The 14,009-nt window shown below is 62.5% G+C and carries 9 protein-coding genes and 1 tRNA gene; 5 read left to right on the forward strand and 5 right to left on the reverse strand.

Annotation, left to right across the window (positions count from 1 at the left end):
- The first annotated feature begins 267 nt into the window (after nt 1-267).
- Nucleotides 268-1,512 (forward strand): beta-galactosidase, encoded by a 1,245-nt coding sequence (locus tag KA354_10020; GenBank protein ID MBP7934969.1) that lies wholly within the window; start codon nt 268-270, stop codon nt 1,510-1,512.
- A 527-nt stretch (nt 1,513-2,039) separates the two neighbouring features.
- On the opposite strand, the gene KA354_10025 is transcribed toward KA354_10020, so the two are convergent.
- From KA354_10025 to KA354_10045, 5 genes are all read right to left on the reverse strand, one after another.
- On the reverse strand, nt 2,040-4,661 hold the full coding sequence (locus tag KA354_10025) for a LamG domain-containing protein (protein MBP7934970.1): 2,622 nt from the start codon (nt 4,659-4,661) through the stop codon (nt 2,040-2,042).
- Nucleotides 4,662-4,742: 81 nt separating this feature from the next.
- Entirely contained in the window at nt 4,743-6,647 is a 1,905-nt protein-coding gene (locus tag KA354_10030) for a hypothetical protein (protein ID MBP7934971.1), read from the reverse strand.
- A 768-nt stretch (nt 6,648-7,415) separates the two neighbouring features.
- The gene (locus tag KA354_10035) at nt 7,416-9,140 is read right to left on the reverse strand and encodes a hypothetical protein (GenBank protein MBP7934972.1); all 1,725 of its coding nucleotides are present in this window, start codon (nt 9,138-9,140) and stop codon (nt 7,416-7,418) included.
- Nucleotides 9,130-10,539, reverse strand: a complete 1,410-nt coding sequence (locus KA354_10040; protein MBP7934973.1) for a magnesium chelatase — start codon at nt 10,537-10,539, stop codon at nt 9,130-9,132. The genes KA354_10035 and KA354_10040 overlap by 11 nt, the downstream gene beginning before the upstream one ends.
- Nucleotides 10,540-10,800: 261 nt before the next feature.
- On the reverse strand, nt 10,801-11,289 hold the full coding sequence (locus tag KA354_10045; protein ID MBP7934974.1) for a nucleotidyltransferase: 489 nt from the start codon (nt 11,287-11,289) through the stop codon (nt 10,801-10,803).
- A gap of 684 nt (nt 11,290-11,973) precedes the next feature.
- On the opposite strand from KA354_10045, the gene KA354_10050 reads away from it, so the two are divergent.
- The 4 genes from KA354_10050 (at nt 11,974) to serS (ending at nt 13,921) form a co-directional block, all read left to right on the forward strand.
- Nucleotides 11,974-12,204, forward strand: a complete 231-nt coding sequence (locus KA354_10050; GenBank protein ID MBP7934975.1) for a hypothetical protein — start codon at nt 11,974-11,976, stop codon at nt 12,202-12,204.
- Entirely contained in the window at nt 12,197-12,451 is a 255-nt protein-coding gene (locus KA354_10055; protein MBP7934976.1) for a 30S ribosomal protein S18, read from the forward strand. The genes KA354_10050 and KA354_10055 overlap by 8 nt, the downstream gene beginning before the upstream one ends.
- Nucleotides 12,452-12,471: 20 nt before the next feature.
- Nucleotides 12,472-12,545 (forward strand) — tRNA-Arg (locus KA354_10060).
- A gap of 44 nt (nt 12,546-12,589) precedes the next feature.
- Entirely contained in the window at nt 12,590-13,921 is a 1,332-nt protein-coding gene (serS, locus tag KA354_10065; protein ID MBP7934977.1) for a serine--tRNA ligase, read from the forward strand.
- The last annotated feature ends 88 nt before the right edge of the window (nt 13,922-14,009 follow it).

A 14,009-nucleotide genomic window follows, 5' to 3' on the forward strand; every position in this document is an offset into this window, starting at 1 on the left:
CTGCGAAGAAAAAAACTTTCGATTTCGGTCGGGATGCCCCTCCCCCCGCGATTCTCAGCCTTTCAGCGAGCCCGGGGCCCTCCGTCCTGCCCCTGCGGTGCGAAGAATCGGCTATTCATCAGGGCTGCGGTGGCTCGCGCGAGGATTTCGAGCATTTGCACAAGTGCGGTATAGGATTGACAATACTCGCGCGACGTGACCTGCGAGATGCATTGTCACCTTTGGGTTCCCTCCCGGATCCAGACTGGGAGAATGGAGAGGCTCGCCATGACACCTGACTACCGACACATCGCGTGCGTCCCTCTGCTTGCTGGAATCACCCTCACCTGGTGCGATCCGAGCCAGGGTCTGAGCCCCGGGCGACGACCAGTACCGGAAGAGGACTACTCCGAGCCTGTGACCAAGGCCCAGACACAGCCGGCGGCACGATTCGAGCGGGGCTGGCCGGAACGGCCCGACTTCTTCCCCATTGCGGTCTGGCTGCAAACACCGGCGAACGCGGCCAAGTACAAGGCGATCGGCATCAATCTCTTCTGTGGGCTGTGGAAAGGACCAACGGAGCAGCAACTGCAGGAACTGGAAAAAGTCGGAATGCCGGTCATCTGCGAACAGAACGAGTTCGCCAGGAAACACCTGGAACGACGCATCATCGTGGGGTGGATGCACGGCGACGAACCGGACAACGCTCAGGGGAGGCCATCCGGCGACGGGTACGACCCACCCATTTTGCCGAACAAGATCCTCGACGACTACCAGCGGATCCGCAAGCTCGATCCGACGCGGCCCGTCGTCCTCAATCTGGGCCAGGGCGTTGCCTGGGACGACTGGTATGGCCGAGGCGTAAGAACGCGGCACCCCGAGGACTATCTCGAGTACGTCAAAGGCGCCGACATCCTGTCGTTCGACATTTACCCGGTGACGCACCATCGCAAGGAGGTGCGCGGCAACCTGTGGTACGTCGGTCAGGGAGTGGAACGACTGCGAGAATGGTCGCAGGACCGCAAACCGGTGTGGGCCTGCATCGAAACCACGCACATCGGCGATCCAGAGACCCGGCCGACGCCGGAGCAGGTCCGCTCAATCGTGTGGATGGCTCTCATCCACGGAGCGAAAGGCGTGCTCTACTTCGCCCATGAGTTCAAGCCCAAGTTCATCGAGGCCGGGGTCCTGGCATACCCCGATGTCCGTGAGTCGGTGGGCCGGCTCAATCGTCAGATCGAGCAACTGGCCCCAGTACTCAACAGCCCGACACAGCCCGGCTTGGCAAACGTCGTCAGTTCGAATCCCGAGGTCCCGATTCGTCTGCTCAACAAGAGCCGCGACAAGGCCGTGTACGTTTTCGCCATCGCAATGCGCGATGGCAAGACCACCGGAACATTCAGACTGGGCGGCAAGCTCGCACCAACGACCGTAAGTGTTCTTGGCGAGAACCGCACGCTGGACATCAACGACGGGCAATGGCGCGATGCTTTCGACGGCTATGGCGTACACTTGTACCGTGTGGGACCGTAGGAGCCCGCCGACTTTAGAACGCTCTAAAGACTGCCAAATAGAGACATATATATCCTTTAAGAGGTTATTGTGTGGCAGACCGACGATTCCACCCGTCGCTGCTCGAACGAGACACGACTCCGTTGGTTGGCGACTACTCGCTCGGTACGGCTCCGCCTTGGAGAACGAGCGGCTGTGGCCCGGCGCCGGTCGCGAGGCACGACCCGGGACCGAGCACACACAGAATCAGAGCGAGGCGACTGACCCACGGGGTGGCCGTCCGCCGGGACTCGCTGAGCATCACGTTGCTCCTAGAGGCGAGACGGTCGACCCACAGACCGCATCGACACATACGAGTCTGCACCAGGCGAAGAGTAGGTCGATGATCCAAGACAAATCACTCCCGCGTGCCAGCTCGGCGTCACCGTCCCTACGACTTTTGAGCAGACTATGGGATCGCAGCCACCATCGGGGCGCCAGCCAACGCTTTCTCGATCCTCAACGCGCCATGCCTTGTCCCCCCTCCCTGCGGTCCGTGAGATCGGGACTCACTTCGTCTTCACTGCCGGAATCAACACCGGCCGCAGCATCGGCCAGGTGTTCTTCGCATGGGAGATCTCGGTCAACTCCTCGTACGCGTTGCGGAACACCTCATCCCGCCCCTGACCCTGACTGTTTCGGTAAAGCTCCTGGTCGATCGCCGCCCGAATGCGGAACAAGCGCCATCGCCAGGCCCGACGAGCCTCCGGCGTCATCCGAGCTTCGATCCGCTCGGTCAACTCGCAGGCCTTGACCGCACTCTCGGCAACCTTGGCCCGCACGTGATTGGCCTCGAAGATCTTGACCACTTCCACGACCTCGTCGGCCACCGCGGGGGAGAACTCGTACGCAGCATAGTCCCTGACCGTCTCGATAGCCGGCCGCTCGGGCGACCAGTATAACTGGGCGCAGATCACCTTGTTGAGGTCCTCGTAGATACCCTCCGAGTACGGAATGCCCCCGGAGAGCTTGCCTCGGGTTTCATCCCATCGCTTCTGGAGCCGGCCGGGATGCGGATTGGCCCCGTACCCGCCCCATGGTTCCTGCCCGTACATGCTGATATCCGGGAAGTTCAGCAGCGGAAAGCCTCCCGGCACGCCCTTCTCCAGCGGATAGCGCGGGTACTCCTCGAAATTGTCGGCCATGACGTAGTCCACCCAGGCCGGCTTGTTCGCTCCGCTCCAGCATCGCTGGAAGATGCCGAAGTCGGACTGGTCGACGTCGCTGTCGTGATCGAAGTCACTGGCTCTGCAGCCCGCGGAAAGCGGCATCGAGGGGCCGGATATACAAGACCGGAACAGGCTGAAGTCGTCCAAGTCCACGTCCCCGTCGAAATCGAGATCGGCCAGCGGTTGGGTGATGGGTGCCGTCGAAGCGACCCAGATCGGTCCGTAACGCAGACTGCCGTCGGTGGCGCTCAAACTGGAATCGCGGGCGACTTCACCGAAGCCCTCGTCCATGCGCCAGTAACCCACTAGGCCGGATTCAGTTCCGGCCAAGCGGCGATTCATGTCGGCGGCAGTCTCGCCGGCGCTACGGGCTCGGTTCCAGATGCGGACTTCGTCCATGAGGCCATCGAAGAAGCGGTTGTTCACGGTATTCCCGCCGAGGTCGATGAAGACGGGAGTATCGAGAGTCTCTGTCGTCGCCCCGGTCTGCACAGCCTCTTCGCGGCCGTTGACGTAGACCTTGATGGTGCCGGTCTGTTGAACACGTACCGCCGCCACGTGGACCCAATCGCCTGAGTTGACCGAAGTGGTCGATTGAACCATCACGTCCGGCCCGCCCACCGAGAAGGCGAACTTCGAGTTGACTATCCCGCTGCAGAAATCTCGAGAGTCACCGTACGGCAGGTCAGCGTGGATCACCGGCCGGCCGTCCCACGGGGCATACCCCACATCGGCGGAGGTGGTCTTGATCCAGGCTTCGAGTGTGAAGTCGTTGCCGATCTGGCGGCGAACCCGGACGTGGTCATCGACTCCGTCAAACCGAAGGGCCTTGCCCCTGATCGTACTGCTTTCTGGAGCGGTCGTGAATGAGAAGACAGACGACCACGGGCTCATACCCGTCGAATTGAGAGCTCGGACACGGTAATAGCAGCTCCCGCCCGTGGGCAGGTCGATGACCTGGTACTGCGTTCCCTCCACCCACCGATCCACGTAGTTGTCGGTGAAGGTAGGGTCGGTGGAGATCTGTAGGCCGTACCAGCGGGCCCCTGCAGCCGCCATCCATTTGAAGACCGTTTGAGGTGGGATGCCGACCGCTTGGTTCGCAGGCTCGGTCGGGTGCGGCGTTGCCGGGACGGAGCCGGAGATCGGTCCGGCGGGCACGTGGGTTTGCCAGGCCTCGGCTGGCACTCCCACATAGGTGGTGCCGTTCCAGATCCGGTTTTGCATGTAGTCCTCGTACCAGCGATGCCAGCTGCCGCCGGCATCAGGGTCCGGGGCGTAGCCGAATGCCTCGGCGTCGTGAAGGCCGGGTATCTGGGAGTCCGGCGATCGGTAATAGCCTTCCACGTTGTGGAGCCATTCGTGGAGAATGATCTCTTCCGGGTAGGTGGCGCCCCAGGCGACGTAGTTGATTGGCATATGGATGACCGAGAAGCCCGCCGAGTTCGCCCTGCCGGAAAGACCGACGGAAGCGACCCCGCTGATCCAAATGTCGTTGAGGCTGTAGACCATGGAGATGGAATCATAGATGTCGCCGGGGTTGTAGATGGAAATCTCACGCAGGGCCTGGTATTCGTCGGGAGCGCCATTGGAGTTCAGAGTTTTCATGGGGTCGGTCACGGTGACGATCTTGAGGCTCATGGCGGCCTTTCCGGCCGACCAAGCCGAGATCGTGACTGGGAGGCGAGAGACAGCTTGGACCACGTAGATGTAGTCCGTGTCACTCATTGAATAAGCGGCGTGCTGCTCGTTTCCGGCAGAGTCGATGTAGGTTGCGTCCACGTTGCGGTAAATGAGGACGAGCATCTTCCAGGGGATGGGGGCGGCGTCGGCTCGAGCCCCGATCGTCGGCTGGTCTGAGCCTCGAACCGTCGCGAATCCGGCGATGATCATCATCGCGGCGGTCGTGATAGCGAGGAACAGATGACCCTGCCTGTCGTTCGTGCCGCGGGCTGAGCTCAACGGTGATTTCCTCCATTCGGTGGACCACGATGACAACTCGCTGTGTAGCAAGAGCGATGGCACTGACGGCCGTTTGTCTCGTCAGTTCGCGCAGTTCGGATCGGCCATTCCCGGTCCACTGTAGCAGCGCTGGAAGACGCCGAAGTCATCCTGATCCACGTCGCCGTCGCCATCGAGGTCCTTGTCCTGGCAGCCGGTCCAGTACGGAATCGCCGGGCCGCTGTGGCAGGCCTCAAGAGCCTGCACGTCGAGTTGATCCACGCCGTAGTCGTGGTTGAAGTCGGCGCGCGCAAAGCCGGCGGAGGTGGTGGTGGAGACCAGCTTCACTGAGCCGGGCGTGTAGACCACTTGGAAAACCTCCGAGCCGGTGACCTGAGCGAAGGCGCCGGTGATGGCCTGGGCCGTCAGGATCACAAACTCCTGGCCTGGCCGAGGTTTGAGCTGGGGGATGATGGACAAAGTGCCCTCGAGGGCCGCGGCCTCACCCACCGCCAGCAGGCTGAGCTGGCCGGCAGCCGGCCCGGCAAGCGTTACCTGGAGCGTGCCGTCGGCAGTCTGTGTGAAACTCCCGCCGAGCGTCATTGTGCCGAGATTGTGGCCCGGCGAGACGACTCCGCTGCTGGTGAGGTCCCCGGTGATGGTGCCGCGGCCGGTGAGCTGGCCAGCAGCCGAGTCGATGACCACGTCGCCGCGGATCGAGCCGGCGTTGTTCACCGTGCCGGCGTGAATGGTCAGCGCAGCGGCGGCATCCGACGCAGGCAACCGGGGAGGCGCCCCGCCCGTCCCAGCCCCGGCGCTGAGATCGACGATCCCCGGGGGGCCGATGTCCAAAGCTCCGCCGCTGATGTAGCCACTCCCGGTCTCGAGGGTGCCGTTCACCGTGGTGGTGCCAGCCGCCTGCGTGTACGGAAAACCGGTCATGCTCACACCAGTGTCGATGGTTGTGCTGCCATTGTTCGTATAGCTGGGGGTATCGGGGCCGCTGATGAGCGGCCCGTCGGTGATGTTAAATGCTCCGTTATTGATGATGGTTACGTTTACGGTGCCGTAGCCGGCGACGTTGGAGTCGTTGGTGAAATCGGCGCCGGGATTGTCGATGAGCTCACCATTCATCATGTACCACCAGCCCCAGCCATAGAGCACCGTGGGGCCGATGAGCACGACGGTGCCGTGGAGGGTGAAGGTCCCGGTGTTAATGAGTGAGCCTGAATACTGCTGTGTCTGACCGGGGCCGACGTTGACGCCGCTGACGTCCACGGCCGCGCCTGGGACGTAGAAGAAGTTAGACACCTTTTGCGTCGAGAAGCCGAGTCCCGTCGAGCCGGTGAAACCGATGTAGGCGGTATTCCCGCCGGCCAAAGTCGGGATCGGCAGGTCTAGACGAGCCCACCCCGTGTGCTCGCCGGTGACGGTGTTCTGCATCGTCCAGGCAAGGGTGTCAATGTCAGGCGGATGGCCGCTGATATTGTCGCCGAAGCGCATGATGATGCGGATCGGGTGCCCGCAACGCAGGCACTGGCAGGGCAAATAGTAGGTCATCCGGCCCTTTTCGAGGATGGCCAGCCGGGAGCCGCCGTAGATGTTGAAGGCCACAGCGACGGAAGGGGCAATGCCCTGGGCCCCGCTACGCAGATAGCCAAGGTTGCTGCCGCTGCCGCCCACGGCCGTAGGACCCTCATTCTGAAGGCAGAAGGTGAAACCATCGGCCCCGCCGTAAAACGGGTCGAAGTTGCTGGCCGTGTAGAAGAAGCCGAGGGTGAACGGCTTGGTCACCGGCTGCGGGATCACGAAGAAGGCGCTGGTGGCCTGGTTGAAGAGGCTGTTGGTGAGATAGAGGTTTTGCTTGTCAACCCAAGCCCCGCCGTTGAGGCTCCAGCCGAAGCCGTCGTTGAAGCCGATGAGCTGCCCGGCGGCCGGCAGCGTGAGAGCCGCCTGGAGAGCCACTGCTGCAAGGAAACGCGTGGGGGTTGCCGGCTTGGGCGACATGGCAGGAAGCTCCTTTCTTTCCCCCCGTGAATACGGGGGTTCCTCTCGGCTGGCGATGAAATGCAGTAATAGTAATCAGCCTATCACTAGAGCGAAATCGGGTCAAGCGTTTTCTGGTCCGGATAACGTGACAGTTTAGTCCCTGCGCGGGTGTTGGTCCCGTGTTCTGGCGGCATTGGCGGGCCAAGGAGGTAGGGCGCGGCGCGATGGTTAGGAGCTATTGGCGAAGAGGGCGGCCCGGGCGGCAGGCAGGGGTTGAGTGAGCAGGGCGACCACGAATTGGGTCGGATCCCTGCCTTGCGACCGGATAACGGGACGGGACGGGTCCGTTTATAGCGAACGCCTGTTTTCCACCGAACCGTCGTCCTTTCGCTTGCGCGGGCCGACCGCGAGGACGAAGCGAGCTCTCCAGGCCAGCTTTCGCACCGTCTTGGCCGTCCCGTCCGGCATGCCGAACGGCCGGCCACGGGCGATCGAGAGCCGCAGGCCGTCGAGTTCCAACTGCCGATCCGGCCTGTACGATGGAGGGGTCTTGGGGGGCGTACGAGTTCGTACGAACCATCCTGGGCGACTGCGAAAAGGACGGCGACGTGGATCAGTCCGACTTCGGCATGCTCCAAAGACGCTACCGCGGTTCGAACCGTCCGGCCGATCCGAGTTGCATGGATTGAGTGACTGGAGCACTCGTAGTCACGGCCAGATCCTCGCCCTCGAGTATTGCCATGAGGCCTGTGGTGACTGGTAACTGATGGGCGCCCGGCGGTCAGGTCAGCCGATCAGCAGTCGGCGCCGGCGGATGTAGTCCCAGACCACGTACCGGTCGAGGTCGCGGCCGCCGGTGAAGAAGACCCGGCCGCGGGTGGACTCTGCCATCCGGTGGGCGAACTGCACATCCTCGCTGGATTGGGACCAGTTGGGCAACAGAAAGATGTTGATGGTAATACCCTGGCGGGCGCAAAGCCGGGCCTCGCGCAGCGTGGCCTCTTCCGTGAGTGGATGCGGTGGATAAAGCAGGTACAGAAACCGGCCTTCGAAATGAGCGGTGGGCAGGCCGTCAGTCAACAGGATGATCTGGCGGTTCGGCGTATCCCGCACGGTAAGAAACTGCCGCGCAAGCTGCAAGCCGTGCTGGATGTTAGTGAAGTGCGGCGGAATGTCGAACTCGGTGAGATCCGTGCGACTCATGTCCGCCTTCAGGGCGATGGAAGGGTCGTTCAGGGTCACCGGCTTGGGCATCAGGCCAGGCAACTCGGAGATGTGCCGCGGCTTCGCGAAAGTGTACATCTCGATGAACTGCAAGAAATCACCTGGATACTCACTACAGATCAGCCCGTGCAGGGCCAGGCCCATGCGCTTGGCGTTGATGTACTGGCCACCGTAACGCATCGAGCCGCTCATGTCGATCAGTACAGCCGTGGCACACTTCGGGTTGTTTCGCGTCCTGTAGATCTCGATGTCTCCCGGCCTCATTCGCACGGGCACGCCCGGTCCGTCGCGGATCATGGCGTTCACCATCGAGGCGGGGATGTCCATGTGCGTCAGTGAGTCGCCGAACTCGTAGGCCTTGGTTTGCTGGATCTCAATGGCCCCCTCGCCGATGATCGGTCCGGTGTGCCTGCCGGATCGGGCGGCCTGCAGATCACTGAATATCTCCTGCAGGAGCCGCGATTGGAACAGACGAAAAGCCCTCGGGGTCAGGCGGTAGCCACCTTTCGTTCTCTCGAGCCCTTGTCGCTCCGCCAGTTCGCGCAGGTAGTCCTGAAGGTACTGCTGAAGGGCATTCAGCCGTTCGATGTCGCCCGGTTCGGCGAACTCGGACAGCTCCTGCATGTCGATGATCCCGATCTGCCCGGTCTCCGCCGCTTTCTTGAGCTGTTCCAACAGCCGGTCAATCTTCTCCAGCTCCTCCTTGACCGCCAGGGCTTTCGGGATGTCCATCGAGGTCTGGCCGCTGAACTCGTACTTCGCCGCCAATTCGTCCACCTGGTACTTCTCCCCCAGCAACTCCATGAGCGAGACCAGCCGGCCGGCAAGTTCCGGCGATCGGCGCTCGACTCGATACCAGAGCCGCTCCAGGTCGTAAAGCTGCTCGCCGCGAGCGGCGGAGCGAAACGAATCCGCCAACCATTTGGGCACGCGGACGCCCCGGTATTCCGCCTGCCAGCGCCGGTGGATCTCCTCTTGAACCGCGTCGGTTTCATACGTCGTGAGGATCTTGCGCTTCCGCTCCAGCAGCATGGCGATGAGCGATCCGAGGCTTGGCCCCAGCGAGGCAATCTGGCTGGGATCGATCCGGACCGCCCGAGCCAGCTCTTCTTCGGTCAGCTCACGCAGGCTGCCATACGCCAGCATGTGGTCAAACGCCGGAGCGACCACATCCGGGGGTGGCACGGTCGGGCTCGGGAAATCCTTCGGGTCAAATCTCTGGTAGGTGTGGATGATCCCGCCCAGACGTTGCAGATCGGCCAAGCTCGGCGGTCGGTCAAAGCTCATAGGTGATCCTACCATGGCGCTGGCTGCGGGAGATCTGGTCCTTGGCGTGGAGCCCGGCGAGCACGAACTCGACGCACGACGCCCGCACCGCCGGGCTGTCCGCTGGGTTCACCTCAAAGGCCTTCTCCCAGATCTTCGGTATCCGCTGCACCCGCTCGGCATAGTGCGATGACGGCAACATGTCGCCGACCTCGATCTTCACTCCCTTGGAAAAGACACCGGTGATCTCCTCCAGTCCATGCCGATCGACATATTCATCGAACACCGTCCGGATCGCCTCGGCCAAGATGGCGTCCAACACCTGCCGCTCAGACATCTGCTGGGAGCCCATCATGTCCAGCTCGAGCTTGCCGAGCGACGAGGCCTCGAGATGGGCGAGATCGGAAACCCGGGGGACGGCCGGCCGCTCCCCGAGCCGCACCGCCCGCTGGCGGGCGCTGGCGACCATCGTGCGGTAGTTGGCAATGCTCAGCCGGGCACTGACCCCCGACTGCTGATCCACATACTTGGATCGCCGGGCGCAGATGCTCATCTGCTCGACGATCTCCTTCATGAACGGCGGAACCTGCACCGAAAACTCGCCGTCTAAGCTGATACCCGCCTCCTGCTCCATGATCCGGATACCCGCTTCGCGCTGCCGCGGATAGTGAGTGTGAATGACCGTACCAATCCGATCCTTGAGTTGCGGAATGACCTTGCCGCTGCGGTTGTACGTGGCTGGATTCGCAGAGAACAGGATCAGCACATCGATATCGAACTTGACCGGAAAACCACGAATCTGCACGTCCCGCTCTTCCAGGATGTTGAACAGGCCGACCTGCACCAGCTCGTCGAGCTCGGGCAACTCGTTCATCGCGAAGATCCCACGGTGCATGCGCGGAATAAGCCCGAAGTGCAGAGCCTCCTCGGCCCCCAAACTCGTGCCGGCCGCCAGCTTGGCCGGGTCGATCTCGCCAATGATGTCAGCAAACTTCGTGCCCGGGCTGAGCCGCTCCGCGTACCGATGCTCGCGCGGCCACCAGGTGATTGGCACGTCGTCTACGGAGTGCTCGGCCAGGAATCGCTTGCCGGCCGCGGTCACGGGCTTAAACGGATCCTCGTGGACCGGGCAGTCGGGAATGTCCAGACAGGGAATCTCGGGATCGAGAAACCGAACCAGCAACCGCATCAGCCGGCTCTTCGCCTGCCCCTTCTCGCCGAGGAACAGCAAGTCGTGCTGGGCCAGCAGGCCGATATTGACCTCCGGGATGACCGTGTCTTCGTACCCCACGATGCCGGGGAACAACTCACCACCGTCCCGTAGCATACGCAGGAAGTTGTCATGCACCTCACGTTTGACCGACTTGGTCTGCCACCCGCTGTCGCGCAACTCATTCAATGTAGTCGGTTTATGACTCATCCGCATCGGCCATGCCACTCGGCGGACAACCGGCCGTCAAGCTGCATGATCACGCCACATGCACGGCCACTCTCAGGGCATCCGCCATCGCACAATGATAGGTCCCGGCCACGAGAACGACCAAAACGGGCGGTTTCAGCGATGCTGCAAGCGATCGAAGGTGTGGGTGTGACGCCAACCGGCCGCGAGGTGACCCGCCGAACACGCTGAACACGCGAAAGGCACACTCTGCTGATCCGCCAGACCGCAATGGGTGAACCACTATCGCCCTTGCCTCCGAAGCCGATCATACACGACCTCCAGGAGTTCGACGGCTCGCATGTCCTGGGGGCGCCCCATGGCTCGTTTGGCCTGGATCAAAGAGTCGATGCTGAGCACACGGTAGGTTCGGCCATCCAGATCGACAGTGACTGCACGGCCGGCAACCTCATCGTACCCGCCAAGCCCGGCGATTTCGCCAAGAACGTCGATCTGCCCGAGATCGGTCTCGATGTACAGGTTCTTGAACCCGTGGAGGCGAGCGGGATCCTCCGGCAGCGGCGGACGGTCCGGCCGCATCCGGTGTTTGGGATGAAGCCCGTTCAGGGCCGCAAGCAACCGGGTGAGGTTCTCCGGACTCATCGGAGCGCAGACGTCGATATCCTCGGTAATCAGCCCGCAGCCGTGAACAACACCAGCCATGCCGCCCACCAGCACGCACTCAACGCCGTGGTCAGCCAGCCGCTTGAGGAGGTCGAGGGTCGAAGCCATAGAGCTTGGTTCCCGCCAAACGCAGGGCACGTACCAGAGCCAGCGACCGATCATTCCGGCGTATCCGATCAGCCGGAGACAATGCCAGCCAGTCGTCGAGCAAACGAGCGTCGGCCTCAGCGTCCCTCTCGAACGAACGACCCTCAGCCGCAACGGGCTCAGGATTGACCTCTGCGGAACACATCAACTGCTATTCTACTTCGCGGCTTCTCAATCAGCCAGACCGCACGCCAAGCTGACGCAGTTGTGGATCCACCGCCCCCAAGCATCCCTCGGGATGTGTTCGGCAGATTGCGTTGGCACTACGTGGAACTGAGCCTGATACAGCCCCCAAAAGAGCATCGAACCAAAACGCGGTATCAGGGGCCCGGGGGGCGCCACGACCATGGACAGTTGGGCGATGGAACAACCATGTACGGCCGTAGCACACCGATGCAGGTCTCGGGATTGACCGCGGTGACACACCGCTACCTGCGGCCGTCTCCTCATGACCGCGCGAAACCTGCCCACCCCGCGGGCTGCCTCGGTTTCTCGGATGTGCCCGCGAGACGGCAGGAACCCTGCAACCGCCTTGACGCCCCCGCCCCCTGACGGTACGCTATGGGATCCCCGGTAAGGGCCACGGACCGGCCCCCGGAGGTAATCTGTCCGTTATGCGGACGCTGAGACGGGGACGGGAAACCTATGGCCCAAACGCTTGACCCGGAGCTCATGGAGATCCTCGTTTGTCCGGAAAGCCACGCCCGGCTGGAACAGGTCGGCGAATGGCTTTACAGCACCGACCCGGCCACCCGGCGGCGGTACCCCATCCGGGAGGGGATTCCGATCATGTTGATCGACGAGTCCGAGGTCGTCGATGAGGCGGAGTTCAAGCGGATCATGCAACAGGTTCAGGAGAAACGTGCGAATGGCTAACGATGCACAGAGGAAGTCCGGCGGCCGCCGGCAGGAAAAACGCCGCTTCGCGGACCGGGGCGGCGAAGGCTGGAAAGGCCCGATCATCGACTACAAGGAGGTCGAGCTGCTCCGCAAGTTCATGACCGCCAGCAGCAAGACCATGTCCCGCAAGCGGGCCGGCACCAGCGCCCGCGAGCAGCGCGACCTGCGCCGGGCCATCAAGCGAGCCCGGTTCCTCGCCCTGCTACCCTACACCGGGACTTGATCCGGCCGAATACCGGGCAAGCGCCCGTAGCTCAATTGGACAGAGCATCTGGCTTCGGACCAGAGGGTTGGAGGTTCGAGTCCCCCCGGGCGCGTTCGTGAGTGACTCATCCCCTTTCCTTAGAGCGGACCTTGCTGCATGATCGACCCGAAACTCATCCGCCAGGACCCCGAACGGTTCAAGAACGCCGTCAAGCTGAAACGGATGGACTGTGATATCGATGCGTTCTGTACCCTGGACGATCGCCGACGCGCACTGCAAGTCAGTCTTGATGAATTAAAACATCAACAGAACGAAACCGGTAACCAGATCGCCCTCTACCGCAACCCCAAGAGCCAGTGGTATCAGGCCGCGGTGGCCGCCGGCCGGTCCGTCGATCAACTCAAGGCCGAGGCCCAAAAGCTCGTCCACCAGATGGCCGACCTCAAGAACAAGACCAAGGACCTCGAAGCCGAGTTCAAGGAAGTCAGCGACCGGTTCGATGCCATGCTGCTGACCATCCCCCAGCCCCCCGCCCCCGAGGTCCCCGTCGGCCAGGACGACACCCAGAACGTCGAGATCCGCAGGGTCGGACAAGCGCCGCATCCCGGCTTCAAGCTCAAGGACCACGTTGCCCTGCTGACCGAACTGGGTATGCTCGATGTCGAACGCGGGGTCAAGCTGGCCGGTGCCCGGAACTACGTGCTCCGCGGGCTCGGCGTGGCCTTGCACCGAGCTGTGCTGCAGCTCGCCGTGGACCTGATGAATGAGCGCGGCTTCGTTCAGCTGGGCGTGCCCGTCCTCGTCCGCGACACCATGATGGTCGGCACCGGCTACTTCCCGGGCGGCGAGGAACAGGCCTACCGCTGCGAGCGCGACCAGATGAGCCTGGTGGGCACGGCCGAGGTGCCGTTGACCGCCTACCACTGCGACGAGATTCTCAACGAGGACGAACTCCCCAAGAAGTACTTCGCGCTGAGCTCGTGCTTCCGCCGCGAGGCTGGAGCGGCCGGCAAAGACACCTATGGACTGTACCGAATCCACACGTTCGACAAGGTCGAGCAGGTCATCATTTGCCGGAACGACGAGCAGACCTCGATCCAGCACCACGCGGAGATCCTCCAGAACGCCGAGGACGTCCTCACCAAGCTGGAACTGCCCTACCGGGTCGTTAACGTGTGCAGCGGCGACCTCGGACAGGGACAAGTTCAGAAATTCGATATCGAAACGTGGATGCCCTCACGCGGTAACTACGGCGAGACCCACTCGGCTTCGCGATTCTATGAGTTCCAGGCCCGGCGGCTTAAGCTGCGATATCGCGACAAGGACCGCAACCTCAAGTTCTGCCACACGCTGAACAACACGGTCATCGCCAGCCCCCGGGTCCTGATCGCACTAGTCGAGAACCACCAGAACCAAGACGGGACCATCCGTCTGCCCAAGGCCCTGCGACCCTACCTGGGTGGGCGCGAAGTGCTGGGGAAATCCTGAAATGCTCAAACGCCGACGCCAAAAGACCGGCCGATGCACGTTCCTGTTTCGCTAGCCGTCGTTCGGCTGCTGGGCGGCCCTTCGACGG

The sequence above is a fragment of the Phycisphaerae bacterium genome, assembly GCA_018003015.1.
In the GTDB taxonomy this organism is placed as follows: Bacteria; Planctomycetota; Phycisphaerae; order UBA1845; family PWPN01; genus JAGNEZ01.

What these genes read in the sequence shown, in the direction of transcription:
- KA354_10020 (MBP7934969.1), top strand. Translation starts at nt 268, where the DNA reads ATGACACCTGACTACCGACACATCGCGTGCGTCCCTCTGCTTGCTGGA.
- KA354_10030 (MBP7934971.1), bottom strand. Translation starts at nt 6,647, where the DNA reads ATGTCGCCCAAGCCGGCAACCCCCACGCGTTTCCTTGCAGCAGTGGCT.
- KA354_10035 (MBP7934972.1), bottom strand. Translation starts at nt 9,140, where the DNA reads ATGAGCTTTGACCGACCGCCGAGCTTGGCCGATCTGCAACGTCTGGGC.
- KA354_10040 (MBP7934973.1), bottom strand. Translation starts at nt 10,539, where the DNA reads ATGAGTCATAAACCGACTACATTGAATGAGTTGCGCGACAGCGGGTGG.
- KA354_10045 (MBP7934974.1), bottom strand. Translation starts at nt 11,289, where the DNA reads ATGGCTTCGACCCTCGACCTCCTCAAGCGGCTGGCTGACCACGGCGTT.
- KA354_10050 (MBP7934975.1), top strand. Translation starts at nt 11,974, where the DNA reads ATGGCCCAAACGCTTGACCCGGAGCTCATGGAGATCCTCGTTTGTCCG.
- KA354_10055 (MBP7934976.1), top strand. Translation starts at nt 12,197, where the DNA reads ATGGCTAACGATGCACAGAGGAAGTCCGGCGGCCGCCGGCAGGAAAAA.
- serS (MBP7934977.1), top strand. Translation starts at nt 12,590, where the DNA reads ATGATCGACCCGAAACTCATCCGCCAGGACCCCGAACGGTTCAAGAAC.